23 protein-coding genes are annotated in these 26609 nt (G+C 51.1%); 10 read left to right on the top strand and 13 right to left on the bottom strand.

Features of this window, described 5'->3' with window-relative positions; genetic code table 11:
• Window positions 1-120: 120 nt before the first annotated feature.
• From MO867_RS04795 to MO867_RS04755, 9 genes are all read right to left on the bottom strand, one after another.
• The gene (locus tag MO867_RS04795) at window positions 121-2436 is read right to left on the bottom strand and encodes an immune inhibitor A domain-containing protein (protein ID WP_252465098.1); all 2316 of its coding nucleotides are present in this window, start codon (window positions 2434-2436) and stop codon (window positions 121-123) included.
• A 298-nt stretch (window positions 2437-2734) separates the two neighbouring features.
• Window positions 2735-4066, bottom strand: coding sequence for a sensor histidine kinase (locus MO867_RS04790; RefSeq protein ID WP_252465097.1), 1332 nt, complete (start codon window positions 4064-4066; stop codon window positions 2735-2737).
• A complete protein-coding gene (locus tag MO867_RS04785; protein ID WP_252465096.1) occupies window positions 4066-5418 on the bottom strand; it encodes a sigma-54-dependent transcriptional regulator in 1353 nt (450 codons plus the stop codon). The genes MO867_RS04790 and MO867_RS04785 overlap by 1 nt, the downstream gene beginning before the upstream one ends.
• A gap of 107 nt (window positions 5419-5525) precedes the next feature.
• Window positions 5526-6071, bottom strand: a complete 546-nt coding sequence (locus MO867_RS04780; protein WP_252465095.1) for a nuclear transport factor 2 family protein — start codon at window positions 6069-6071, stop codon at window positions 5526-5528.
• A 203-nt stretch (window positions 6072-6274) separates the two neighbouring features.
• Complete coding sequence (locus MO867_RS04775; RefSeq protein WP_252465094.1) at window positions 6275-7060, bottom strand: type 1 glutamine amidotransferase domain-containing protein; 786 nt, start codon at window positions 7058-7060, stop codon at window positions 6275-6277.
• A gap of 501 nt (window positions 7061-7561) precedes the next feature.
• On the bottom strand, window positions 7562-8770 hold the full coding sequence (locus MO867_RS04770) for an FtsX-like permease family protein (RefSeq protein ID WP_252465093.1): 1209 nt from the start codon (window positions 8768-8770) through the stop codon (window positions 7562-7564).
• Between the two features lie 9 nt (window positions 8771-8779).
• Window positions 8780-10093, bottom strand: coding sequence for an ABC transporter permease (locus MO867_RS04765; protein WP_252465092.1), 1314 nt, complete (start codon window positions 10091-10093; stop codon window positions 8780-8782).
• Window positions 10094-10106: 13 nt separating this feature from the next.
• The gene (locus MO867_RS04760; RefSeq protein ID WP_252465091.1) at window positions 10107-10808 is read right to left on the bottom strand and encodes an ABC transporter ATP-binding protein; all 702 of its coding nucleotides are present in this window, start codon (window positions 10806-10808) and stop codon (window positions 10107-10109) included.
• An 89-nt stretch (window positions 10809-10897) separates the two neighbouring features.
• Window positions 10898-12178, bottom strand: a complete 1281-nt coding sequence (locus tag MO867_RS04755; RefSeq protein ID WP_252465090.1) for an efflux RND transporter periplasmic adaptor subunit — start codon at window positions 12176-12178, stop codon at window positions 10898-10900.
• A 384-nt stretch (window positions 12179-12562) separates the two neighbouring features.
• Between MO867_RS04755 and MO867_RS04750 the strand changes: the two genes are divergently transcribed.
• Together MO867_RS04750 and MO867_RS04745 are read left to right on the top strand one after the other, a co-directional pair.
• Window positions 12563-14065, top strand: a complete 1503-nt coding sequence (locus MO867_RS04750; protein WP_373565864.1) for a SulP family inorganic anion transporter — start codon at window positions 12563-12565, stop codon at window positions 14063-14065.
• Window positions 14065-14967: a universal stress protein gene (locus MO867_RS04745; protein ID WP_252465089.1), complete on the top strand. Its 903-nt coding sequence runs from the start codon at window positions 14065-14067 to the stop codon at window positions 14965-14967. The genes MO867_RS04750 and MO867_RS04745 overlap by 1 nt, the downstream gene beginning before the upstream one ends.
• A 7-nt stretch (window positions 14968-14974) precedes the next feature.
• On the opposite strand, the gene MO867_RS04740 is transcribed toward MO867_RS04745, so the two are convergent.
• Window positions 14975-16648 (bottom strand): aminotransferase class V-fold PLP-dependent enzyme, encoded by a 1674-nt coding sequence (locus MO867_RS04740; RefSeq protein ID WP_252465088.1) that lies wholly within the window; start codon window positions 16646-16648, stop codon window positions 14975-14977.
• 202 nt (window positions 16649-16850) lie between these two features.
• Here MO867_RS04740 and MO867_RS04735 point away from each other — a divergent pair, with 202 nt between their 5' ends.
• Window positions 16851-17327 (top strand): Lrp/AsnC family transcriptional regulator, encoded by a 477-nt coding sequence (locus tag MO867_RS04735; protein ID WP_252465087.1) that lies wholly within the window; start codon window positions 16851-16853, stop codon window positions 17325-17327.
• 3 nt (window positions 17328-17330) lie between these two features.
• Here the strand turns inward: MO867_RS04735 and MO867_RS04730 are convergent, their stop codons facing one another.
• The 3 genes from MO867_RS04730 to MO867_RS04720 all read right to left on the bottom strand — a co-directional run bounded on the left by MO867_RS04730 (window position 17331) and on the right by MO867_RS04720 (window position 19227).
• Window positions 17331-18044: a DUF2238 domain-containing protein gene (locus MO867_RS04730; RefSeq protein WP_252465086.1), complete on the bottom strand. Its 714-nt coding sequence runs from the start codon at window positions 18042-18044 to the stop codon at window positions 17331-17333.
• Window positions 18045-18153: 109 nt separating this feature from the next.
• Window positions 18154-18726 carry a tRNA-(ms[2]io[6]A)-hydroxylase gene (locus MO867_RS04725; RefSeq protein ID WP_252465085.1) on the bottom strand — a complete coding sequence of 191 codons (573 nt, stop codon included), beginning with the start codon at window positions 18724-18726 and terminating at the stop codon, window positions 18154-18156.
• A 72-nt stretch (window positions 18727-18798) separates the two neighbouring features.
• A complete protein-coding gene (locus MO867_RS04720) occupies window positions 18799-19227 on the bottom strand; it encodes an acyl-CoA thioesterase (protein WP_252465084.1) in 429 nt (142 codons plus the stop codon).
• 513 nt (window positions 19228-19740) lie between these two features.
• Between MO867_RS04720 and fabV the strand changes: the two genes are divergently transcribed.
• From fabV to MO867_RS04685, 7 genes are all read left to right on the top strand, one after another.
• Window positions 19741-20919, top strand: a complete 1179-nt coding sequence (gene fabV / locus MO867_RS04715; protein ID WP_252465083.1) for an enoyl-ACP reductase FabV — start codon at window positions 19741-19743, stop codon at window positions 20917-20919.
• A 112-nt stretch (window positions 20920-21031) separates the two neighbouring features.
• On the top strand, window positions 21032-22075 hold the full coding sequence (locus MO867_RS04710) for an NADP(H)-dependent aldo-keto reductase (RefSeq protein ID WP_252465082.1): 1044 nt from the start codon (window positions 21032-21034) through the stop codon (window positions 22073-22075).
• A gap of 156 nt (window positions 22076-22231) precedes the next feature.
• On the top strand, window positions 22232-22477 hold the full coding sequence (locus MO867_RS04705; protein ID WP_252465081.1) for a DUF2789 family protein: 246 nt from the start codon (window positions 22232-22234) through the stop codon (window positions 22475-22477).
• A gap of 114 nt (window positions 22478-22591) precedes the next feature.
• The gene (gene lpxL / locus MO867_RS04700) at window positions 22592-23557 is read left to right on the top strand and encodes an LpxL/LpxP family Kdo(2)-lipid IV(A) lauroyl/palmitoleoyl acyltransferase (protein ID WP_252465080.1); all 966 of its coding nucleotides are present in this window, start codon (window positions 22592-22594) and stop codon (window positions 23555-23557) included.
• A 92-nt stretch (window positions 23558-23649) separates the two neighbouring features.
• Window positions 23650-24525: a 4-hydroxy-tetrahydrodipicolinate synthase gene (dapA, locus tag MO867_RS04695; RefSeq protein WP_252465079.1), complete on the top strand. Its 876-nt coding sequence runs from the start codon at window positions 23650-23652 to the stop codon at window positions 24523-24525.
• 34 nt (window positions 24526-24559) lie between these two features.
• A complete protein-coding gene (locus MO867_RS04690; protein WP_252465078.1) occupies window positions 24560-25756 on the top strand; it encodes an NlpB/DapX family lipoprotein in 1197 nt (398 codons plus the stop codon).
• Window positions 25756-26529, top strand: coding sequence for an MBL fold metallo-hydrolase (locus tag MO867_RS04685; RefSeq protein ID WP_252465077.1), 774 nt, complete (start codon window positions 25756-25758; stop codon window positions 26527-26529). The genes MO867_RS04690 and MO867_RS04685 overlap by 1 nt, the downstream gene beginning before the upstream one ends.
• Window positions 26530-26609: the final 80 nt, after the last annotated feature.

Below are 26609 nucleotides of genomic sequence, written 5' to 3'. Positions count from 1 at the left end.
GATTTTTGCTGGGGACGGGAATGGTTCTTAAACAGTACAAAAAATAAAAATCATTCTTGTTTGTCATGAGGGCCGGTGCGAGAGAGGCGGTACTTGTTGTACCGCCTATGTGAAACACTTTTACTGGGTAATACGAATCTTACCCACAGACTTATCACTACTTCTGGAAACTACACGCACTTTTAACCCATAAGGTGTAATAGCACGGCCGGCGTCTGGTATTTCTTCGCTGTTATAGCTCCAAGCGTCGTTAAACAGGGGGTAGCGCCGATTGTGAGTGTCATTCATAACAATGCCGTATTCCTCCAGGAGATCCAGGACCATGTCCTCGGCTCTGTCGGTGCTGAAAGTGGCATCGTGCACTTGATAGCGGGTGGAGGCAACCGAGTCATCGCTCCATTTCAGGATGTTCTGGTCAGCATCAACCACGCCGAGGAAGCCATTGCCGGGGTGAACGCCGGCCCAGTTATTTTCATAACTGCTATCCACATACCAAACCAGCAAGCCTTCGGTGAAAGTGAGCATCTCTCCGGCTACATTAATATGAGTCAGTCCGGTATCGACACCCCGATGAGTACGCCATTCGAGCAGGTAGTAATGACTGTGCTCTATGTATCCGGGGTTTCGGCTAAAGCCCGCCAGATCAAAACGTCCATCAGCTTCTGCATCATCGAAAAAGAAGGTTGTGTCATCTATTTCGATGGTGATGTCGTCAGCAAAGAGGCCGGGGTTTGCTACTGCACTGTCAGTCATGTAGCTCATCGCTAAGCTGACCTGTTGGCCGGCATAAGCGCTCAGGTCGAACTCCACATCAATCCAGCCGTCGGAGCTGCCGGTGATACCATTTCCTGGATTGCTGCCATTGGGGTTACTGTCCGTGGTAACCGTTCCGGGGATTGATAGATAGCCATCACCCGAATCAATCATTATTGCCGCATAATCCCAGTCCAGCTCAATATCATACCAAGCTTTGAAAGACAGGCTGGCAGTGTCTGCATTGCTCAGGTCGATGGACATCGTCATTGAATTTTGCAGATTGTTACCGCTACCACTGAAGTAAGCATATTCACCGCTTGAGGGTTCAGTGATCATTTCCTGTTTTGCCGGTAGGTCTATTCGAACTGCATCGTTGTTGGTGCCCTTATGCACGGCTTCATCGAGTAACAGCTCAACTCCACGGCGGGGAATTTTATCAAGGGCGATGGTTTCACCGTGGAGCCAGTTACCGCCATGGTTGTGCTGCAAAACCTCTTTTGCGTAAGCAGAAAAGCCCGTGGGTTCTGAGCCCGGAATTATACCGGCCCAGCTACCACTGGACATGATGGACCAAGAGGAAATGGGTTCGCCGCGACCACTACCGTCGGTATCGTACTCATCGGGTAGGCCCAGGTCGTGGCCATATTCATGACTGACGACACCCGTGGCAGCATCGGCCGGCTGAATAGTGTAATCATAGGCTGCCATGGCCCCGCCCCAATAATCGACTTCTGCGGTGGTACCATCAATGGGATAAATACTGCCCAGGGTCCAGCGATGTGACCAAATGGCGTCTTCGGCCAGCTGCCCACCGCCTGCTTCCTCGCCCACGGAGGAGTGGAAGATCATGATGTGGTCCACTAGACCATCGGCCTCCCAAAAATCGCCATCGGCATCGAGATCGTAGCGGTCCTCAATATCGAAGTCTGACAGATTTATAGTGGGGTCGGCGGCGGCGGCAGTCAGCGCTTCACGTATTAGTGCGCGGGCGTCCCCATCGGTGTTATTGCCGTAAAAGGCCGCAGGCTCGGAGGCCATATACCAGCCGGCTACCGAGCCTTCGACCGAGTAACTGTTACCGGATTGTTGCCAATAATACTGCTGCATGGAGAGTATGTTCTCACCATTAGGTCCGACAAAGCCGTTTTGCGAAAACAGCAGATCGGCATAGTGTTCCGCAGCGTAGTCTGCGTAATACATATCGCTTTCCCCGGGCTCGATGCTGTTGTGGGGAAAGTCTGGGAATTCCATTAGAATCGCAAGTACCCGCGCGGTTTGCGCTTCGCCTTGGTAATTTTCAAGCTCTATGTTTTGTGGAAAGCGACGGCCGTGGTTGCGGTGAAGGGAGCCCTTGCCCTTTTGCAGTCTCGGGTGCTTGGCCCCTCCGCGAGCCTGCTGCATCATTTGTACCGTCTCACTAGAGAGGTCCTGAGACTCATTAACGCGATGCGAGGCTCGCTCCCTTAAGTAAGTGCGCAGGGTGCTCTCAGCTTCCGCCAGGGTTGCATTTTTGCTGATGCGGCCTGACCGCTTCAGCATATCAATTAATTTTGCTTCATTGGCGATCACCAAATCCAGTTGACCCCCGCCAGCTTGAGGTGCGTTGGCGGCGTAGGTGTTGGCTGCTATCAGGCTCAGCGCAAGCGTGCCGATAGAGAGTAAATTGTTTAGTTTAAGCATGATCCCTTCTTGTGCTTTATTACATTCAATTTAATGCAGTCTTTGAAATTAGCGAAAAAGACATAAATTCTGGTGTTGCTAAATTTCAAATCGTGGCAGCTTAAGCTTTATTATTGTCAGCTGCATAAGGTTGACGAGCTGGAAGTTCATTGCCGCAACGAAACTGTGGAAGTTTGGCGTAATTTTAAACTTTAGTATGAGGTTTTTTTATGGCCTTATTGTTAGCCAATAAAGTTTGAGAAATATTGTTGGCGGGTTGACGCCATAAAAAAATTTATTTATGTCGCTATATCGGATCCTAAGTAGAAGAGTCTTTATTTTTATAAGGAAGCCATAGGCAGATTTGTAGCCCGCCACCTTCCCGGTTGAGCAATTGAATTTTTCCTCCGTGGGCATCAATAATTTCTCTGCAAAGGGCCAAGCCCAAACCAACACCCTGTTCTTTAGTGGAAAAAAAAGGGAGTAGAGCTTGTTCTAGAACTTTTTCGCTCATGCCGCAGCCGCGATCGGAAAGTACCAGTTGCTGGCCGAAGTTGTCGCTGCTGATTTCCAGTTCAATATCACCACTTTCACTACCGGCTTCCCGTGAGTTCTTGATTAAATTCAGTAGGGCTTGTTCTAGCTGGATGGGATCAAAATAGCCTGATTCTTGAGGGAGCTCACCTTTTAGGGTGAAGGCTTGAATCGGTATTATGCGATCGATAAGTTCCTGCCATACGACATACTCACAGCTGGGCGCGGGTAGCTTGGCGAAAGAAGCATAGCCTTGGGTGAACTCGGTGAGGTGTTTGCAGCGATCGGCAATAATATCGAAAACCTTCCCTAGGGCTTCGCCTTTGCCAGGTTTGGCGATTAGCATCTTTCCGGAATGGGCGAGGGATGAAATTGGAGCGAGAGAATTATTGAGTTCATGGCTGATCAGGCGTATGACTTTTTTCCAGACTTCCACTTCTGCGCGGGTCAACTCCCGAGTCATCTCCCGTAAAACAATCAGGCGGTGTTTTTGTGCATTCAGCACAAAAGTACTGTTGCCAATATGCATGGAGTGGGTGCCATTTTTGTCAGTATAATTAAATAGGCCGTTTTCCCAGTTGTTGATGGCTTTGGTAATTTCTTTGGGGCTGTTTGGTAGCAGGTGTTGTAATAATAACCCCTGGATAGGCCTGCCGGCGTTGAGTAACTGCTTGGCACTGCTATTTGAATATATGATGTGGTCGCTTTGATCTACCAGTAGCAGGGCTTGCGGCGAGGTTTGAATCACGGTGTCCAGGAGAAGCTCGCGCTGGTAAATATGGGCCCGCTCGCGCCGCAGGTGCTCGCCAATTTCGTTGTACAGATTGGTGATTAAGCGCAGCTCGGCATTCTTGGGAGTGACCAGGGAGATGGAAAAATCACCATCTCGGAAATTGAGCAGTCCGTCTTGTAAAGATTTTAGGGTGGTGGTCAGTGGCTCAAGGACTAGGCGCATTAACCCCAGAATAATAAGAATTCCCAAAAATAGGCCGAGGGCCCAGGAGAGGCGCGCGTCCAGGCCAAGATAGCCACAGATCCATGGGATACCAGTGCCAATGCTAAGTGCCAGAATGGCTGTGGCGACAATGCGTCCTTCCAGGGAAAAATACTTGGACATCAATAGGAAATACCGTGTTTTTCTAGGCGGCGATACAGCGCTTGGCGGCTCATGCCGAGCTCGCGTGCGGCTTGGGCAATAATGCCGTTACAGCTAGCCAGAGTTTGCTGCAACAGTTCCCGGCTGGGTTCGAAACTTATGTCAATTTTTTCTGCCACAGGCTGTTCTGGCAGAGCCAGGACGGCTTCATCAATGGTGTCCTCCTGGCACAGTACTGACGCGCGCTGCATTACATTCTGCAGTTCGCGCACATTGCCTGGCCACTGGTAGCGGGTCATGGCGGTCAGCGCCTGTGGTGAGAGTTTTTTCGAGTTGCCTTTCTCCCTTAAGAAACTCATTGCCAGGGGCGCTATATCTTCGGGACGTTCGCAGAGTGCTGGCAGGCGTAGCTCGATTACATTTAGACGGTAGAACAAGTCCTGGCGAAAACTGCCCTCGGCGATGGTTTTGGGTAGGTCACTATTGGTGGCACTGATGACTCGTACTTTGACCCTGCGTGTTTGGCTGCTTCCGAGCCGCTGGAACTCCCCTGTCTGCAATACCCGCAGCAGTTTTACCTGGCCGCTGGCGGAGAGTTCACCGATCTCATCAAGAAACAGAGTGCCATCATCGGCGGCCTCGAAGCGCCCCTCGCGGGCTTTGTTACCCGCTCCGGTATAGGCACCGGGCTCAGCGCCAAATAGCTCCGCTTCCATCAGGTCTTCTGGTAACGCGCCGACATTGACCTTGATGAAAGGTCCATCACGTACCTGTGAGTTGGCCTGCACAATATCGGCTATTTTCTCTTTGCCGGCCCCATTGGGCCCTGTAATCAGCACCGGTACATCGGACTTGGCGACCTGAGTGGCCATTTCCAGCAGTTTTTGCATGTTGTCACTGCGGTAGATAATACTCTGCAGATCAAATTTTTCTCGCAATTCACTGCGGGCATTCATCGCCTGTTGCTGTGATGCCCGTTGGCGCTTTTGCAACTCGCCGAGTTCTAGCAAGTTGTTAATTGTGGAAATCAGTTTATTGTCATCCCAGGGTTTACCGAGGTAATCTGCTGCTCCGGCCCGGACCAGCTCGACGGCCATCTCCAGTTGTGTCCAAGCGGTTAGCAGAATGATCGGCAAATCCGGGCTAATTTCCCGAATGGCGAAAAATAACTCGCGACCCTCTTCGCCGGAAGTGGTATCAGCGGTGAAGTTCATATCCTGAATAACCAGGCTGATATCCTTGTTCTCACGCAGCAGCTGTAAGCCTGCTTGTGGGGTGATCGCGCAGAGTGGCTGCAAATCGTGTAGGGACAGCAGAATCTCAAGGGCAGAAACAATACTGCTGTTGTCATCGATGATTAGTACTTTATCCATAAGATCGGGAATAAGATTATAGTTGGGGCTATTATGCAATGATTAGACGGCAAGGGGGAGTTGCGGGGCGGCTTAGGCCCAGGTCCACAGCAAATCCCCTGCGCAAGCTATTGTTGAGAGGGTTGTGCAGCGGGCTGGTGGTCGAAGCTCAAAATCCTGGCAAGCTGCCATTTACCCCCCACCTTTTGCCACAGGTGAGTGAACTGAGCACTCTCTCGTAGGACTTCCCCTTTTTTGTCGTCGTATATGCCATAAAAGAGGTGGGTTCCAGTCTGTATTGCACCGTAGTGATTGACAGGGTAGATCTTGACACTATCGGTCACCAGTTTGCGCCGGGCATCTAAACCACTGCCATCTCTGCGTTGTTTACACATGTTGACGATAATGTTGAGAAATTCTTCACCGGAACTGGCTGTTTTTCCCCACTTGTCGTGATACATCTCCAAATCTTTGGCCACTAACGGTCGTAAGGCTTCGATATCGCAGTTATTGAAGGCCGCGTCAAAAAGAACTTGGTCGGCTGCGAGTATTTCATTGGTGAGTTCCTGGGTGACTTGGGGGCCAGAGACAACGGGGTGTTGCTCTGCGAGGGTGAAAAAACTGAGAAAGGAAAGTCCGATAAAGACAAGGGTGTAAAATTTTTTCAGCATCATTAATATCCCTATTTTTGGGTGAGGGAGGGCAGTTGGGGCTACCCCCCTTTACGCGAGTGAATCTTTGAGAGTTATAATATTAATCAGGTGGCCAAGTGATCCTGCATGATCCAAATAGGTGTTATTAATATAGGAAAACTACTCGATTCAACTCGGGAAGAGAGGCATCGAACTGCACCATATTGCCGCTGGATTACAGTACTTCAATCAGCCGGCTGGATTGATTCGTTCAGGTTGTCTTGATCTAGCAAAAGTAGCATTTCTTTAGCTACTAAAGCAGATGAAGGTAAAAACATCGTTGAAACAATGCGCTCATCAACTATTACTTCATGTTTGTCAATAATGCTGCGCTTGTTTATCGTAATTGTTCCATTTTTTTTAAGTTGATCTTCGACAAAAAATGGAAGTAATGTGCCTTGTTTTGCCCAAGATTTTTCTAGCTCTGTTGAGTTGGGGAAGCCGGCTACTCGCTTACCTTTAACAAGAAAATTGTCGTTGCTCAACTTCACGTTGGCGAATGCTCCCGCACCGTGACCACTACTCCCGATTATCCCCCCTTGTTCGTAAATGGCTGCCATGATGTTTAGTAATTTTTCGTTCGAGGCGACGTCAAAAAGTGTTCCATAGCCTCCCCCGATAAAGACCGCGGCGTAATCACTTTCAATAATTTGCTCTGGTGTTAAAGAAGCGGCGGCTTTTTCTAAAAACCCTTCATATTTAATGGTGTAGCTGCTTACCCCAAGGGCATCCAACATAAATGGGACGGTACCACCGTTAGGGGAGACGAAATCGACTTCATGCCCGTGAGAAACAAAAATATGGTAGGGGGGTGCGTATTCCCAAAGGTTGTTCCTGGCATCATGCTTATCGGGGTCTCCCATATCCTGTAAGTTCGAAGCGATAATTAATATTTTTTGATCGTTCTTTGCCAATGCTGGAAGAGAGTGAGTAGTTAATAAGATAAATATGCAGACTATTATTTTTTCCACTATTTTGAGTTCTCAATTACTTATATTAAATCTCAAGTTTGTCTTGGTTATCACTGAGTTTAAGCGGCTTTTTGCTAGCTTAGTGTTCAAGGCTCACGCGAGCGAGGTGTAGGTGGTTAGCTGCAGCAGCTTATTAAGCTCGGCCATGCTCAATAATTTTGATGGTGCTTTAATGATGGGTTTTGTGACCATTATTAGTTTCCGTTCTTCAGTGTGGAGCTGGCTGGCGAGGTGGGTGTATGTGTTTTTTAGATCACTCTGTTTTGTGCTTTTATAATCCTGAGATTTTTGCATAACTTATATGTTTAAACCCTACTGTAAATAGGCAGCCAAGTAGTTTCTCATAATATCCGAATGGATATTGTTGAGGTAAGAAAATTACCCACTTCCACCCAGAAAGAGAAGCGTCAATCTGCACTGTATTGTCGCCGGATTAATAGTAATGAGGAATGGTCGAATAGCCTGACCAGCTAATCGACCCCCCCCCATACAATAAGAAGGTTATACGCTCCTGGTCGCGGTTGCCGGAGAAATATTTGCAGCACGTATCGCCGGGGTCAGTGCTGCAGCAAGACTTACCAGGAGAACCAGCAGGGCGCAAATGGCCAATGGCATCAAGGTCAGCTCGGGTTGCGAGTAATCTCTCACCATAGATTGGTTAACAATTAATGCGGCAGCGCTGCCTATGGCGATGCCAGTACCGGCGATTAAGCTGTTTTCCAACAGAAAGTAACGGCTGATATTTGTTCGGGTGGCGCCGAGAGCCCGTCTCACACCGATTTGTTTGGCGCGTTGATTAATCCAGAAAATGGTGAGACCGACAATGCCGAGGGCCACAATAAAGCTGAGCATGGCCGCAACGATAGAGAGTACTTTAACCATCAGATTGTCGCGTGCATAACTGCGAGCCACATACTCTGAAAGTACCTTAGTCTTGATCACTCTCTGCGGATCGCGTTCGGATAATTTCTGCACTAAAGCTTTCAATACTTGATCGCGCTTGCCGGGTTCGGTGCGTATCAGGTAGTTCGTATCCTGGGTGTTTTTAATTGAGGGGAAGAAGGCGACATTACCGGCATTTGACCAGCCTACCCAGGCACCTAGGTGCCGTTCGACAACACCGATAATTTCTATGGGATTGGAGCCGCTGCCATCAAACAGGGGTTTTCCAATCGGGTCCTGTCCAGGATAGAGTTTTTCGGCAAACTGCTGGGTAACAAGGGCAACGGCGATTTCCGGGCTTTCATTGGGGTCAGAAAATTGTATTTCCGCATCGGTGAAATTCCGGCCCGCTACTAAATTGAGACCCAAAGTGTCAATAAAATGGGGGTCAGTATTATAGTAATTTGAATTTTCTCCACCGATTTCCTGATTGGGTTGGGTATAGAAGGTACCCGCTGATCCTGACTGGGATAAGGGAACTTGATTTGTCACGGTGGCGTCTTTGACATAGGGAAGGGCACGTAACAACTCCAGGTCGGCAGCGATCGCTCCGGTCATATCGTAGTTCTGGGGTATCGCCATAAAGTTGAGGGCGATAATGTCCTCTACCGTTATACCGGTAGGGCGTTCTATTTTTTCAATTCGATCCTGCACAATCACAACAATATTACTGATGATTGCCAGCGTTAATGCCAGCTGCAGAGCGATTAACAGGGCTGAGGCTTTGTTGCGCCAGAGGGCGGACAACATGGGTTTTAACTCAAGCATGATTCGGCCTCACTGGGTTTTCAGATAAATGGAGGGATTGGTACGGCTGATACGCCAGGCTGGATAGAATCCCGCGAGTAGACTGGCAATAAGCGCAAGGCCGACAGCAGCTATCATCATCACCCAATCCATCGTCGCGACTGTGTCCATTTGTCCCATGGCCAAGTGGCGAATGCCACTAATCCCCAGGACGGCGATAAATATCCCTGCGATACCGCCGATCATTCCAATCGCGGCACTTTCAATCAGGTGCTGGGTGAAAATAGCGCTGCGGCTGGCGCCGAGTGCACGGCGTACCCCTGCTTCCGGCGCTTTGCGCAAGAATTTGGCGAGTAGCAGAGCCACCGCATTGATGACGCAAACCAACAGGAAAGCCAGGGATACCCAACCCAACACACGATTGTCATCGCTGAGGACCTCGTTGAGAACCAGCCATTCAGACGGTTTGCTCAAGGCAAATTTCAGTGGGCGCTCAAATCGCCCCTGGGCCTTTTCTCCCCGTATATAGGCAGTCAGGAAATCCTCATATTGCCCTTTCTGCTCACTGCTGCTGAGTTCCACCCAGTACTGAATCCAGATGTTCTCACCCTGCAGGAAGCCCTCGTAGCCATCGGGCCTTTCACTGTTCCATCCGTTGGTATTGCCCCAGCTGTAAATTTCGTACTCTCTGTGTAAGCCGAACGGTATAAACAGCTTTGCAGATTGAGCAAAGTGACTGTTGTTGAGATCGTGAATGTTTGGCGCGGGTTGCCAGTGATCGATAACACCAATCACAGTAAAGGGCTCGGCGTTTAGGCTAATAGTTTTGCCCACGCTGTTCTCACCGGAAAACAGCTTGTCATTGGTAGACTTGGAAAGGACGACAACCTGTGTAGCCGAGGTATCTGCTTCTTTCTCCCAGGTCCCGCCGTAAATAAAGGGCACGTCAAACAGAGAGAAAAAATCGCGAGTAGTAACACGAGTAGATGCGGTGAAAGGGAGTACGGGAGAGTCCCGCAGTTCTACAGTGAACCCGAAGCGATGCATGGCAACCTGGCGTGTAGGGATATCCGAGCGCAGTAGCGCTTGTGCATCCCGGTAAGTTATTTGCCTGGGTAATTCATTGGGGGAATCGTAAGCTTTGTTAACATCCCAGCTGTCCAACTGCACTGCGTAGAGAACATCGTCTTTATGCTCGAGAGCATTTTGCGACATCATATAGTTGAGGGTCAGTACTGTCATGGAGGCACCCACACCCACCGCAATCGCAGCGATCATCAGCGCACTGAGTACCGGCGTGCCGCGCAAACTGCGCAGGGCCAGGGAAATATAATATCCAAACATGGTGTAAAACTCCTTAGACGCTAACAGCAGCAGGCTGTTCGGGGACTGCGCGTAAATCGCAGACCTGTCCATCCACAATTTGAATATTTCGGTGAGCGCGACGGGCCAGCTCCGGGTCGTGAGTAACCATTACGATGGTCGTCCCCCATTCATTGATAAATTCCAGTAATTCCATAACCTGGCGTGCCATTAGGGAGTCGAGATTACCGGTCGGTTCATCGGCGAGCAGAAAACGGGGTTCACCCGCCAGGGCACGGGCGATAGCAATGCGCTGCTGTTGACCGCCGGACAATTGCGCCGGCAGGTGCTTGGCTCGGGCGGATAGACCAACCTGCTCCAGTACTTTTTCAATACGCTTGCGACGCTCTTTGGCACTGAAGCCACGGTAGCGCAACGGTACATCGATATTGTCGAACAGCGTCAGATCGGGGATCAGATTAAACCCCTGGAAAATAAAACCGATTTTCTCGTTGCGCAGGTGGGAGCGCTGACGGTCATTGAGGTTGCTGACATCGTCCCCATCGAGAAGGTACTCGCCGCCAGTGGGGGGCTCAAGTAGACCGGCGATATTCAAAAAGGTGGTTTTACCAGAACCACTGGGGCCGGTGACTGAAACAAATTCACCCTCTTTGACTTCGAGGCTGAAATCGCGCAGTGCGTGAGTTTCGATAGTATCGGTGCGAAAACTTTTGCGGACGTTGTTCATTTTCAACATTGCGGCGTTCCCTATTTTTTAACTTGGATTTATTGATTGAGTAGCTGCGCAGGGCACTAGATGAGCCCGCTTGCAATTGTTTTTCAGGTTTAATCGGTCAGGGCAACCAGCTGGGCGTTCTCCAGCTCTTCAGAAGAGGAGGTAATAATTGTGTCCCCCTCTTGTAGGCCGGACACAATTTCCACCTGTTTGAGGCCCAGGGCTCCTATCTGGATCGACACCCGCTCGGCCTGTTGTTCGTTGTTTAAGCGGAATACATGGTTACCGCCACTTTGATCGAGGAAGCCTCCGCGTTTTACCAGCAACACGTTATTGCGGTTCTCCAGTAATATGCGGGCGGTCAAGCGCAGGTTTTGTCGCAGCTTTTTCGGTTGCTCTTTGGTGAAGCGGACGCGGGCGACCACTTGGCTATTGATGACCTCAGGGGAGATCGCCGTTATCTCTCCGGCCAGCTCTTTACCGCCCAGGTTGATCGCTACGGCCATGCTGATGCCCAGGTCATCGGCATAGTTCTCCGGCACTCTTGCTTCCAGTTCAAAGCTGGTGAGGTCAACGACGGTGATTAAGGGCGCATTGGCGGGGACGGCACTGCGTTGTGCCACCGACAGGCTGCCGACAGTACCTTTAACGGGCGAGACGATATTCAGTTCACGCACACGGCGCTCTTTCTCTTGTACCTGCAGTTTCTGCTGAGAGACTTGAAGCTCTAGGTTGCGGGTTTCGAAAGACAGGGATTCTTTTTCGAGTTCTGCATTTTGTACCGCTTGCGCGTATTCCAGTTGTGCCCTCGACATATCGTCTTTGGTCTTTTCGAAATCCAACCGGGAAATAATTTGCTTTTCCATGGAGAGCTCTGCGCGTCTAAGCTCGCGCTTGGCAGCAGTCAGGTTGACTTTGGCCAGGTCAGCCTTTTGCCGATTTTCCATTTGTTGGCGTTTTGCCTGGATCTTTTGTCGCTGCAGATTGACGGTCAGCTGGTTGAGCTGGGCATTTTCCTGGGCAAGCTGGTTGGATAATTCAGGGCTGTCTACCGCAGCCAGCAATTGCCCCTCCTCAACGATATCGCCGGCTTTAACGGCGAACTTCACAATGCCTTGGGCAGGGCTGAACAGGGTGGGACTGTTGGCAGCAACAACTTGCCCCTGAACCACCAGATCCCGTATCAGATCTCCCCGTTCAACTTGAGCAATATTAATGCGGGAGAGAGAGAGGGTGCTGTCAACTGAGCCAGTTTTGTGCCAAGCACCGACCCCCCAGGCCAGGAAGGCGACAGTCAGGCTTGCGAATACTGAGGCTTTGAGGACCTTTTTATTCTTCCAAACGGGTACAGCTTCTATCTTGGTATCTTGTCTGGAAGTATTTCTAATCATTGTGTCTTTCCGTTTCTTTTACTGTTTTGCCTGCGTTTAAGAGTTGGATGCAGGGTCTTTAAAATTTGGATGCAGAGCTGAAAAAGCAGCTTTGCAAATAGTTATCGCAAATAGCGTGCCAAACCTTAATTTTGTTGTAACCTATTGAAAAATAATGATTTTTCTGTTTTTTTATTTTTTCGTGGTTTTTCATAGGTGTCCGTAAAAAGTGTCCGCTGTCCGTCCTGTCCGTCCTGTCCGTCCTGTCCGAATCCGGACAAGGATGGGCAGGGCGGTCATTGGTGGCGTTGGGGGAGATGGAATCGCGGCGACCATGCGGGAGCAGCGCCGTTTATGGTAGAGTGCGCGGCCTTTTTTTGATCAATCTCAATTTATTGGCTGTCTATGTTTCCTTCGCTGCTTTCATCGACCAAAGCCGACTGGTTCGGCAATATACGTCGGGACGTACTTGCCGGCCTGGTAGTGGCCCTGGCGCTAATCCCCGAAGCTATTTCCTTCTCTATTATTGCGGGTGTAGACCCAAGAGTCGGGCTCTATGCTTCTTTCTGTATTGCCGTGGTCATTGCCTTTGTCGGTGGCCGTCCGGGTATGATCTCCGCAGCCACTGGTGCTATGGCACTGTTGATGGTGGATCTGGTAAAAGATCACGGGTTGGAATATCTGCTCGCGGCCACATTGTTCACGGGGGTGTTGCAGATAATTGCCGGCTATTTAAAGCTGGGCAGTCTGATGAGTTTTGTCTCGCGGGCTGTGGTGACCGGTTTTGTCAATGCCCTGGCGATTTTGATTTTTCTGGCGCAAATGCCAGAGTTGATTGGCGGCACCTGGGAAGTCTATGCCATGACCGCCGCAGGCCTGGGGATTATTTACCTCTTCCCATATATACCCGTTATCGGAAAGGTAATTCCTTCACCGCTGGTGTGCATTCTTTTGCTGACGGCGGTAGCCGTGGCCATGGGGCTGGATATTCGTACTGTGGGAGATAAAGGTGAATTGCCGGATACACTGCCGATCTTCCTGTGGCCGGAGGTACCGCTTAATTTTGAGACCCTGAAGATTATCTTTCCCTATTCCGTCAGTCTTGCGGTCGTGGGACTGCTGGAGTCCTTGATGACCGCGACGATTGTCGATGATCTTACCGATACACCCAGCGAGAAGAACCGCGAGTGCAAGGGGCAGGGCATCGCCAATATTGCGGCGGGCACTCTCGGCGGCATGGCGGGCTGTGCGATGATTGGCCAGTCTGTTATTAACGTGAAGTCCGGTGGCCGCGGGCGCTTGTCCACCCTGGTAGCGGGTGTTGGTCTGTTGACCTTGGTGGTATTTCTGAGTGACTGGGTTGCGATAATTCCGATGGCCGCGTTAGTGGCGGTGATGGTGATGGTTTCCATCGGCACTTTTGACTGGAGTTCTATTCGTAATTTGAAACGCTACCCGCTCTCCACCAACCTGGTAATGCTGGCGACGGTGATTGTGGTAGTGTGGACGGATAACCTGGCGAAAGGGGTGTTTGTTGGTGTTCTGCTGTCTGCGTTGTTCTTTGCCAACAAAGTCGGTCACTTTATGTATGTGAAAAGCAAGCTTGATGAAGCGCAGGGCCGTCGTATCTACACAGTTATTGGGCAGGTATTCTTCAATTCTGCCGAAAAATTCACCGCGTTCTTTGACTTTAAAGAAGTGGTGGATACGGTAGTAATTGATCTGAGCCGTGCGCATTTCTGGGATGTCTCTGCCGTAAATGCCCTGGATAAGGTTGTGCTGAAGTTTCGCCGTGAGGGAGCGGAAGTTGAGTTAGTCGGGTTGAATGAAGCCAGTGATACGATTGTCGACCGGTTCGGCGTACACAACAAGCCCGAGGAAATTGAACGGGTTCTTGGAGGACATTGATGACCGCAAGCAGCAGTGAAAATAACAACAAGCGTGTAGACAATGGAGAGGCCGTATCTCTGGTCCTCTCCTGTATCGATGGCTCCCAGTACACTGGGGCAGTATGTGATTACGCTGCCTGGATGGCTGTTAATCTCTCTGCGCCGTTAAAGCTGTTACACAATATTGAGCGCAGCGATGTCCCAGCGGTGACGGACTTTACCGGCAGTATTGGCTTGGGTAGTCAAGAGGAACTGCTTGAGGAGTTAACGGCGCTGGAGCAACAGCGGGCCCGGTTGATGGTGCAGCAGGGCAAACTGATGCTACAGGCTGCGCGCAGCCGCGCTGAAGGTGCTGGTGTACAGGAAATCTTGATTTGTCAGCGTCACGATACCCTTAACGAATCGGTCGTAGAGCTGGAAGATTCAATTCGTGCGCTGGTACTGGGTATACGCGGTGAGGAACACGGTGATTCCGAACGCGGATTGGGTGCTCACCTGGAAATAGTGGTGCGGTCGTTGCACAAGCCCATTCTGGTGGTCAACCGTGACTTTCAGCCCCCCAGCACGATTATGCTCGCTTACGATGGCAGTGAGGCCGCGTGCAAGGCGCTGACATTGGTTGCTGAGAGCCCGTTGTTTCGCAAGCTGTCCTGTCACCTGGTACATGTGGGATCTGCGCAAGCAGCAGAAAAACTCTTGGCGGAGGGCCGTGCTAAGTTGGAGGCGGTTGGGATGGTGGTCACCGCCACTAACCTCACCGGGAATACCGTTGAGGCGTTAGTGGCATATCAGACTGAGCACCAGATAGACCTGACGGTGATGGGGGCCTTTAGTCACAACCGTTTGCGAGACCTCTTTATGGGCAGTATCACGGCAAAGATGCTATTGAAAACCCGCCAACCTCTGCTCTTGTTGAGGTAACTACGGCTCAGAGTGCCAGCACCGCCTCTCTGGGGCTGGCAAACCAGCGCAGCTCCTCAGCGGCCTCTGATAACTTTAAATCGTAGAAATGAGCTTGGCGTTTGCTCAGGCTCAACTCCCTTTTTCCCATCTCCAAATAGTCCTTAAGGTGTAAAGCCTGGTATTGACCGTCTATTGCTTTAGATTGAACCTTGCTGAAATCCCATTGGGGAATACTGAAAGCGGGTTCCATTTTTTTATCCTGATAACGCCATACTCCAGCGGTCGGGTCAAAATGGTAAAATGGCAGTAGCCTCCAACCCTGCTGCGCAACCAGAGCAACTGCTTCCAGCAAGTATTCAAATACCGCTTCGCTGATAAAATAGTTGAAGTTGAGTCGCACCCAGCCTGGGCGCAACAGTTTGTGCCCATTCAGAATCTGTTGTTCCAGCGCCCTGCTGTAAGCCATATCGATGCCCAGTAAAGTGTGCCCGTAGGGACCGGCACATGAGCAGCCGCCGCGGGCTTGAATACCGAACAGGTCATTGAGTAGCGCAACCACAAAACCGTAGTGCAAATCCCGTCCTTTCCACTTGATACGCAGAGAGACAATGGAAAGTCGTGGTGATTGGGTGTTGCCGAGAATCTCAATATTTTTCTCCGAAGACCATCGCTCCAGGGCCCGTTCCACATAGTCTGCTTCGCGCCGGCCAATGTTTTCGGTCCCCACCGCTTGTTGCAACTTGAAAACCATACCGGCTCGGATGGATTCGACAATCGCTGGAGTGCCGCCCTCCTCACTGCGCTCGGCGTCTTCGAGATAGCGATGATCCTTGGGGGTGACATATAAAACCGTGCCGCCTCCCGGTGCGGTGGGTACCGAGTTCTGTAGGAGTCTCCTGTGGACCACCAAAATGCCTGGCGTACCCGGTCCACCAACGAATTTGTGCGGTGAGATAAATACCGCATCCTTTCCATGGTGTCCTCCAGCCACTGTGGTGCCCTGCATATTAATTGGTACATAGGGCGCTGCGGCAGCGTAATCCCAAAAAGATATAGCATCGTATTTTTTCAGCAGTTCGGTTACTGCCGCTACATCCGTTTTGATACCTGTTACATTTGAGGCCGCTGAAAAACTGCCCATTTTCAGCGGCCTGTCGGCATAGGCTTTCAGTTCAATCTCAAGCATGCGTAGATCGATTCCGCCATTTACATCCAGCGGGATAGTGATCAGTTCTACAATGCTTTCTCGCCAGGGCAATTCATTGGAGTGGTGCTCATAGGGACCGATAAAGACGACAGGTCGCTGACGTTTGGGGATTGCTTTCAATAACCGGTGGCGTTCGGTCAGGTCTGCGGGTAGGCGCAGGTTAAGAATATCGATCAACTTGTTGATTGCCGCGGTGGCTCCGGAGCCGCAGAAAATTACTTTGTGGTCAGTGCCGGCATTGACCGCGCGGCGAATTTCCTCGCGGGCCTGTTCACGCAAGGTACTGGTGTGTGCTCCGGTAAATGAGCTTTCACTGTGGGTATTGGCATAGAAGGGCAATACCTGCTGGCGAATGGAGTCCTCAATGAAGGTCAGCGCTCGTCCTGATGCGGTGTAATCGGCATAGATCAATGGACGCCTGCCAAAAGGTGTATCAATCAGCTGCATGTCGCCGATCACTGAGTCGCGGATATATTTTATTAAATCTGTCATTGTTCCCTTCCACTGCGTAGTGGGTACTACTCTAGTTTTCCTAATGAGAAACAATGTCTCTATCTGTGCCCATTCACTCTAAACTTTCGGCACAACATCCCGGTAAATGATATTTTTTCGGAAGCATGGATCGATTTGGATTGTTTTTCGTAATAAACTTTGACCCGTACGGTCAAATTGGCAACGGGAATGGGTGCTATTTATGGCGGGGGGACTGAGTAGGCAGGATAGGGAAATACTCGAATTGTTACAGGGGGACGCAACGCTCTCGGTGGGGGATATTGCAGAGCGGGTGGGTATGTCCAAGTCGGCTTGTTGGCGACGTATTCATCGCCTTGAGGAGGAGGGGGTGATTTGTGAAAGAGTGACCTTGCTAAACCAGCAAAAATTAAACTTGCCCCTCACAGTCTATATCTCGATTCGTACCAACCAGCACAATGACCAGTGGGCTAGCCGCTTTAGCGAGCTGGCGCAGGGGATTGCGGAAATTCTTGAGGTCCACCGTATGAGTGGCGACCTGGATTACCTGATCAAAGCCGTAGTGACTGACATGTCGGGCTACGACCGCCTCTACAAGGCGCTGATCAAGGCCGACCTATTTGATGTCAGCTCCAGTTTTGTGATGGAAACTATGAAGCAGACTACCCGCTTACCGCTGAATCACGTTATGGCCAAGTAGCTATCAGCTGCTGCGTCGATGATGCCACCACTGGCGGAGTCTGGTTTCGCCCAGAGATTTGTCGCCTGGGGGCACACGCAGGCTATTGCGGATTTCTTTCCAGGCGTTGGAGTTAAACCACAGGTTCAGGGCGAAAACTACCAGCATGGTGGTAATAGAGCCGACACCCGCCAATAACATATCTTTTTGTGCGTCCCAGATGTCCCCCTGTGAACCGAGGAAGGCGCTTCCCAATTCTGGAGAGACCGCTTTGGCGGCCTGCCACTCGATAATTTCGTAAATTGAAGACAGCGCGAAAGTGACATCTATTGGAAAGAAATAGCCCCAAAAGCCGCGTAAACCTGCCAAGCGGATGAGGATTTCTCGAACTGGATAAGCCAACAACAGGCCAAAACTGAAGTGTACCAACCGGTCATACATATTCCGTTCTGAACCCAACCACATTTGCAGTGTGTAGCCAAAAGGTGTCTCGGCATAGGTGTAATGAGATCCGACTACATGCAGGCACAGGAAGAGTGTTATTAGTGCATAGGAAATATTCGATAGAGGAAAAGCGCGCAGACTGAACAGAATCATTGGGATAGCAGCAAAAACCAGATAATTCTCCAGCAGCCAGTCCTCGGGATGCAAGGGATGCCAAACTGACCAGACCCAGGTCAGGGTGAACAGGGTGAGCAATAATAGGCGGAACCCGTGTCGGCGGAGAATAGCTGGCATAGATTCGGTGCCTCTGCGTCTAACTGTTAACTGTATATTGGCGCCAGGATACACCATTGTGAATGGAAGGGAATTGGGCTGTAGTACGGCACTATATGTGCTGCATACGCTAGTGCAACGCCGCACGGTGGGGGAAAGTTATAATAATTCGCGCCTCCTCATCGAGTAATTGAGATAACCTTTTCTCAACCTCTCGGTGGGAAAAATACTCCAGTGCCAGCTCCACAAATAGCTCGTGGTGGCGGGCCTCGCTACTGGTGATTAGCTCGTAAAAAATCTTTAGAGGTCCCGATGGCAATGCGTCTGCTACCAGGCCAAAGCGCTCACAACCCCGAGCCTCAATAATGGCTGCGGTGAGCAGGCGATCCATCAGGTACTCTTCCTGACCGCGGCGAATCGACTGACGCAGATTGTTGATATAGGAGTCTTTGTGATCCGGAGCCTGGTAGATACCGCGTTCATGCATAATTTTGATCACTTGGCGGAAGTGGTTCATTTCTTCCAGGGCCAGGTTGATCATTGCTTCCACCAGTAGCGGCTTGTCCGGGTAGTGGGAGAACATGGAGACGGCCATGGCAGAAGCTTTTTTTTCGGCAGCGGCATGATCTTGCAGGAATCGATCAAAGTCACTGAGCACCACTTGTGCCCAGGTTTTGGGAGTGTGATAACGCAGTTCAAACATAGCTGATGGCGGCCAACGCAAAAGCGCCAGTATACCGCCATCAATGCGTAGTTTGGGGCGACAAAAGGTACGTCAGCTGGCTAGCCTGTGCTCGCGTAGTTCTCTCTCGTGTTGGGTGATGATACGAGCCTGCTCCAGGGACATACCGGCCTTGTCATGGGGGGTAGGCTTGCCGTTTGCATCGAGAGCGACAAATACGATTTGATCCACCTGCACAATCAGTTGCTGCGTCTGCTTGTTGCGGACCTCGCAATGCACTGTTAAAGAGGTTTGGCCGATACCGACAACCTCGAATCCAAATTCCACCACATCCCCGCAGCTGGCGGAACTGACGAAGTTGATTTCTGACATTAACTTGGTGACTAGCATCGGCGTGCCCATCTGGCAGCCGGCAAAAATTGCCGCCTCCTCATCAATCCACGACAGTAGCTGACCGCCGAAGAGGCGTTGAGCGGGGTTGAGGTCTCCGGGTTTTACACAGTAACGGGAATAGTATTTCACACTGACCTTCCTAAGTAGCTACAGGTTGAATAATTTTTGAACCGTTGGTGGTTCGGCTGTGTTGCGGCGAAGGGCCGTCCACTACTTTGCCGTTGGGCGAAGTGGTCTCCTTGCAAAGGGACTTGCATACAGCGTGCCAAACCAGAAAAAGTGCAGATGCCGGATTTTCGTAAAAAAATGTGTCAATTAGCCCTATCAAGGCACTGATTTGGCGCAATCTTGATCAAGATGGCCCACTTTCTGTGTAGGAAAGTCAGAAAATGTAGACGTTTCTTCCGGGTAGTGAGCGGACTATGGCGAGTTTGGCCGGGATAGTAGATATTCTGGACGCCACAGGGAATTTGTGAGAAATGCCGCTATGGGACTCCCGGGCCACAAGGATTAGAATGACCCGCGAATCTGACTCGGGCGTCGCAATGCCGGGCTTCAGTTCATAGTTTTCCAGAGCGCTACCCGTAATATCTGTGCTCAGGTAACCACGATTCCCCAAATACAAAGGGAGAGACTGCAAGAATGATCATCCAGCCGAAAGTACGCGGTTTTATTTGTACCAATGCCCACCCGCAGGGCTGTGCTGCCAATGTACGTGAGCAGATTGAGTACATTCAGAACCGGTCAGCGATTGAAAACGGGCCTAAAAGGGTACTGGTGGTCGGCGCTTCCACAGGCTACGGCCTGGCGTCACGAATTACGGCTGCTTTTGGCTGTGGCGCCGATACCCTGGGGGTGTTCTTTGAGAAACCGCCCACTGAGAAACGTAGTGCATCGGCAGGCTACTACAATTCTGCGGCTTTTGAAGAGGAAGCGCAGAAGGCGGGCCTTTATGCTAAAAGCATCAATGGCGATGCTTTTTCTGATGAAGTCAAGGCCCAAGCTATTGAGATGATCAAAGAGGATCTTGGGCAAGTAGATCTTGTTATTTACAGTTTGGCTTCCCCACGTCGCAAAGATCCAAAGAGTGGGGAGCTACATAACTCAGTGCTCAAGCCTATTGGCAAGTCTTACACTGCCAAGAACTTGAATACTGACAAGCTGGAAATTTCCGATATCACCCTGGAGCCTGCCAGCGATGAAGAGATTGCGAACACCGTTAAGGTTATGGGCGGTGAAGACTGGGAGTTGTGGCTGCAGGCTCTCAGTGAGGCAGGTGTCCTGGCAGACAACTGCAAGACGGTGTCTTACACCTACATCGGTGAAAAGTTGACCCAACCGATTTACGGCCACGCCACTATTGGCAAAGCTAAAGAAGACTTGGATCGGGCTGCAAAAGCGATTACCGATAGCGGCAAAGCCGCTGCCAGTGTCGCGGTTCTGAAGGCGTTGGTCACCCAATCCAGCTCAGCAATTCCTGTGATGCCTCTGTATATCTCCCTGGTTTACAAGGTGATGAAGGAAGAGGGAACTCACGAAGGCTGTATTGAACAGTTGTATCGTCTCTATACCGAGGGTCTATACACCGATGATCCCCGCCTGGATCAAGACAGCCGTATGCGCATGGACGATAAAGAGTTGCGCGCGGAAACCCAAGCAAAAATTGAAGAGTTGTGGCCGCAAGTGACAGCCGACAACCTGTTCGACTTGACTGACTTCAAAGGTTACCAAGAGGACTTCCTGAAGTTGTTTGGGTTTGGTGTAAAGGGTGTCGATTACAGTGCCGACAGCTCCCCCTTGGTAGAAGCAAAGTTTAAATAAATATTTGTGGGGCTCCGTTAGAGAGCCCCATTTCCCCCCCTCTTAAGCTGCCTCCTACAACTATTCCTAGTAAAGCTGCATAATTTGATTTTTCGGTTTACGGATGATTTCAATGGAATACCGCCAGCTCGGCACTAGTGACCTTAAAGTCAGTCAGATTTGTCTGGGTACCATGACTTATGGCGAGCAAAATAGCGAAGCGGAAGCGGCCCAACAGCTCGATTATGCACTGGCGCAGGGAGTCAATTTCATTGACTGTGCTGAGATGTATCCGGTGCCACCACGGCCGGAAACCCAGGGTCGGACCGAGGAATTTATAGGGAGCTGGATAGCACAGCGAGGGACGCGCCATCAGGTTGTTCTCGCTACCAAAGTCACCGGTCGCAGTGCAGCCAACTCCGGTGTGGGCCATATTCGCTCGGGCCCGCGTCTTACGCGCGAGCAAATTCTGCAGGCTTGCGACGATTCTTTAAGGCGCCTGCGAACAGACTACATCGACCTCTATCAGTTACATTGGCCAGAGAGGCAAACGAATTTCTTTGGGCAATTAGGTTATTCACACGGCAGTGACGATGGCGTTCTTATCGCCGAGACGTTAGGTGCCCTGGAGGAGTTGGTCTTGCAAGGCAAGGTGTGCCATGTGGGTATTTCCAACGAAACCCCCTGGGGAATGCTCGAGTATTTGAAGGAAGCTGTCGTTTACGGGAAACCCCGAATTGCCTCAATTCAAAACCCCTACAGCCTGCTTAATAGGACTTTTGATGTCGGTTGCGCTGAAGTCGCCATTCGTGAGAAATGCGGCTTGCTGGCCTACTCACCCCTCGCATTCGGTGTGCTGTCAGGCAAGTATTTAGGCGGGCAGAAACCCGAGGGGGCCAGGCTTACCCGTTATGAGCGCTTTCAGCGCTATGCGAGTGAACGCTCCGCTAGCGCAACTCAGGCTTATGTAAACCTGGCGTGTCAGTATGGTATTGACCCTGCACAAATGGCCCTCGCATTTGTAAATCAGCAGCCATTTGTTACGTCAAATATTATTGGCGCGACAACCATCGAGCAGCTGCGCAGTAATATTTCGAGCGTGGAGATTAAACTGGATGATGAGCAGCTGGCAGCGATTGAGTCGATTCATCAACAGAATCCCAACCCCGCCCCTTAACTCACCACAGACCAAGCAGTTATACGAATATGGGCTGTAGGCCCGGGTTGAAAAAGGCCCCCCAGCGGCTTTTTTCAACAACCTTTAAGAGTGCGTGCCAGCCTATCTATAATTGGAGCAAGGGCCTCGAAAAACCGGACTAATTGGGAAAATATAGTGGGACTTATTATGGAAACGACCGGACACCATACTCTCAAGGACCTATTTTCCCAGTTGGGTCTGGCTTCTGAAGATGCGCAGATTCATGAATTTTTGGTAACCCACTTTCTGTACCGCCACGAGAAACTTTCCGCAGCTTCTTTTTGGAGTGACGGCCAGCGGGAGTTTATTGAAAGTGCCATTCTCGATGATTCTGACTGGTGTGTTGCCGTGGATGAACTGGATTCTCTATTGCGGCACTGACGCCATGACCTCCCCCATTAGTGGGCATGCGCTCGCCCCCTCGTCATTAGGGTATACTACGCCTATTTCAACCGACTGAAATGGCAGATTGGTGCCGTACCCTGAATATATCTGATGGATAAACCCCGATTCCGCGCGGCTTTGCTGCACCCTCGATACTGGCTGACCTGGTTGCTGTTTGCATTTTGGTTTCTGCTCGCCCAATTGCCATATCGTTGGCAATTGGGCCTGGGCCGTGGATTTGGCCGGCTAATGCTCAGGCTTGCAACCAGTCGCCGCACCATCGCTGAGCGCAACTTGGCGCAATGTTTCCCTGAACTGGGAAAGGATGATCGTGCAGATTTACTGCGACGCAATTTTGAGTCCAACGGTATCGCGATTATGGAAACAGGCATGGCCTGGTTCCGTTCCGCGCGCTGGCTTCACAAGCGTTTTACCTTCGAGGGGCTGGAGGCTGTGCGGGCTCTTCAGGCTGAGGGACAAGGTGTTCTGCTGATGGCGATGCACTTCACCACCCTGGAACTCGGTGCCGCTATGATGGGAATGAGTATCACTTTGGATGGCATGTACCGGCCCCATAAAAACCCGGTTTACGACTATATGCAGCGCAAGGGCCGCGAACGTCATACTGGAGGGGGCACTGTCTATCAGCGCAAAGATGTGCGCGGAGTATTGCGAGCCCTGCAGCGGGGGCGTGCAGTCTGGTATGCTCCCGACCAAGACTACGGCATCAAGCAGGGGGTTTTTGCCCCGTTTTTTGGTGTCCCGGCTGCGACAGTGACCGGAACTTCAAGATTTGCCCGAGTGGGGAGGGCCAAAGTGGTCCCCTATCTGGTGACTCGACTGGATGACTGCTCAGGCTATCGCCTGAAAGTGTACGAACCAATAGAGCAAATTCCATCGGGGGATGAGCTGCAAGATGCTATTTTGGTCAATCAGTTTATTGAAGCCCGTATTCGCGAGGCCCCGGAACAATATATGTGGGTACATCGCCGTTTTAAGACCCGCCCAGAAGGCGCTGAAAATGTTTATGAAGGTGTGCGCAAAAAGAAAAAGAAGCGCAAGAGGGTGGAGAAATAGTCGCACTGGCATAGATACCGGGCCCTGAGTAACATATGGGTCTGACTCTGGCGGTGCTATTCCGGGTGGAGCACGAAATATAAGGAGTTAGGATGTTAACCGGCAGTATGGTGGCTCTGGCCACACCAATGTATGCAGATGGAAGCCTGGACTGGGACAGTCTGCACAACCTTGTTGAGTGGCATATTGAGCAGGGCACCCGCGCTCTGGTTGCCGTGGGCACTACCGGTGAATCCGCGACCCTCGATGTCAACGAGCATATCGAGGTCATCCGTCGTGTTGTGGATCAGGTGGCTGGTAGGGTGCCAGTGATAGCTGGAACCGGCGCCAACTCTACCTCTGAAGCGATTGAACTCACTGAGAATGCTGCCAGGTGCGGAGCGGATGCCTGCTTACTAGTCACTCCCTATTACAATAAACCCACCCAGGAAGGTCTTTACCAACACTATCGTTCTATTGCCAAGGGTGTCTCTATCCCGCAGATTCTCTACAACGTGCCGGGACGCACAGCTGTTGATATGCGGCCTGAGACCGTGCAGCGCCTCGCGACGGTTGGCAATATTGTTGGAATTAAGGAAGCAACCGGTGACTTGGAACGGGCCAAGGTTTTAATAGATACTCTGCCGGAAGGTTTTGCTGTTTACTCCGGTGATGATTTTACTGCAGTTGAACTTATGTTGATGGGGGGGCACGGGAATATCAGCGTGACCGCCAATGTGGCACCGGCAGCGGTGGCCCAGATGTGTGAGGCGGCGCTGGCCGGAGACGCTGTGACTGCCCGGGCAATTGACCAGAGAATACAAATATTGCACAAAGTGCTGTTTTTGGAGTCCAACCCGATACCGGTGAAGTGGGCTCTCCGGGAAATGGGGCGTGTAGACGGCGGAATACGTCTGCCATTGACGAGTTTATCCCCTGAACACCACGGGACAGTGCGCGAAGCTTTGCGTAGCGCCGGTGTACTCTAAATCCGCGAACTGAGAATTAACCAGGATAGCTTTAATGAAAAAACTGACCCTTGGAGCCGGGCTCTTTATTTCCAGTATTACACTGGCTGGGTGCGGTGTGCTCGGTAACGATGGCTATTTTCGCGATCGCAGTAATGACTATCAGCATGCCGATAGCCTTCCCCCGCTAAGGATGCCAGAGGGCGTGAATGCGAAGCATCAGGAGGAACTCTACGAGGTTCCTCAAATTGCCGGAGAGCAGCTGGCCCAAGGTAATTTTGAAGTGCCGCGCCCCCAAGCGATCTCAGTGAATGCCGGCCTGGATAGAGTAAAAATCCAAAAACTTGGTGGCAACCGCTGGGTGCTGGTTTCCCAGCCCCCAGAAGAGGTTTGGCCCCAGTTACACCAATTTTTGCGTGCTTCCGGTTTGCGCGTAGAAATGTCAGATGCCAGCGCCGGTATTATGGAAACGGCTTGGATGTCGTTTAACGAAAGCCCTGACAGCAAAGACAAGTATCGCCTGCAGGTAGAAACTGGCGTGCAGCCTGATACCACAGAGGTTCATGTGCGACATCTATCTGTGTCTTCATCTGCCCCGGTTGGTGGCAGTGTGAACTGGCCGCAACGCTCCTCCAGCCCTGAGCGAGAGGGCTGGATGATTGATGAGATGTCCACAGCCCTGGCTTCTGAAGCTGCCGCTTCTACAGCCTCCCTGGTTGCTCAAGCAATCGGCAATAGTTCTTTGAAAGTGCAGCTTCGTGAGCCTGCTGGTCATGAGCCTTATATCGCTATGGGCCTGGAAATGGAGCGAGCCTGGGCAACCGTCGCCCATGCGGTTAATTCTGGTGGTTATCGCCTGCACCGTGAAGACTCCGACATTGGTCTCTTCTACGTCACCTACGATGAAGAGCGGGAGCTCTCTTCTGATGGGGAAGATGATGATGGAGGTTGGTTCTTCTGGGGGGGTAATAGCGATGAAGATGAGTTGGCGGAGACTGCCGATCAGGTAAGCCTGCAGCAGATTCTCGCCGGTATTGACCTGTCCAAAGGTGCCGAGCCCGCGCTGTTCAAAGAAATTAAAGGGCTGGGCATTGACGCTACGGCAAGCGAAGCTTACCCCGGTTACCTGATCGTTATTCGCGGTGGTAGTGATGATGAAATTGAGGTGCGTATCCGTGATACCCGCGGACAGCCTTTATCCAAAAACGAAGCATCTCAGTTACTTCTCTCTATTCAGCAGAACCTGATTTAATGGGTTTGCGCTTCGCTTCCCTGGGAAGCGGCAGCAAAGGTAATGGAACAGTGGTCGCCAGTGGCGACCACTGTCTTTTGGTGGATTGCGGTTTTACTATCAAGGAAACCGAGCGTCGCATGGCGCGCTTGGAGATGTCACCGGCGGATATCTCAGCAGTCCTGGTAACCCACGAACACAGTGACCACCTCTCTGGCGTTGGGCCACTTGCTCGAAGATATGGTTTACCGGTTTACCTGACTCCCGGCACCCTTAAAGCTCGGGATATCGGTAAGTTACCCGAGCTGCACCTGATCGAGGGGCATCAGCCTTTTGTCGTTGCAGATATTGAGGTAACCCCGGTTGCAGTTCCCCACGATGCCCGAGAATCGGCCCAATTTGTATTTCGTAGCCGCGGTCGCAGCTTGGGATTACTCACCGATCTCGGAACGATTACCCCGCATGTTGAAACGCATTTTGGCGATTGTGATGCGCTGGTTTTAGAGGCTAATCACGACCCGCAGATGTTGGCACAAGGGCCTTATCCGCCCTCATTAAAAAGGCGGGTTGGTGGAGCCTATGGCCATTTGAGCAACCAGCAGGCAGCCGGGTTTCTACAGAGAGTCGGCTATGAGCAGCTGCAACACTTGGTTGTGGCCCATATCAGTGAAAAAAATAACAGTCTTGCCCTGGCCAAAGAGGCCTTGGGTGAAGTTGCCGAGTGTGTGCAAAGCTGTATTTTTGCATGTCAGCAAGATGGATTTGATTGGCTAACGGTTGAAAGCCGCCGCTAACTCCGATTTTTATCCCCAACTTATATCTGATTAAATGCGGCTGGCGCTAAAAATTAGCGCCAGCCGTGGTTGCTTTTAAT

Origin of the sequence: Microbulbifer okhotskensis (assembly GCF_023895975.1) — a bacterium.
GTDB classification, from domain to species: Bacteria; Pseudomonadota; Gammaproteobacteria; order Pseudomonadales; family Cellvibrionaceae; genus Microbulbifer; species Microbulbifer okhotskensis.
This window is presented reverse-complemented; position numbering and strand designations above follow the sequence as displayed.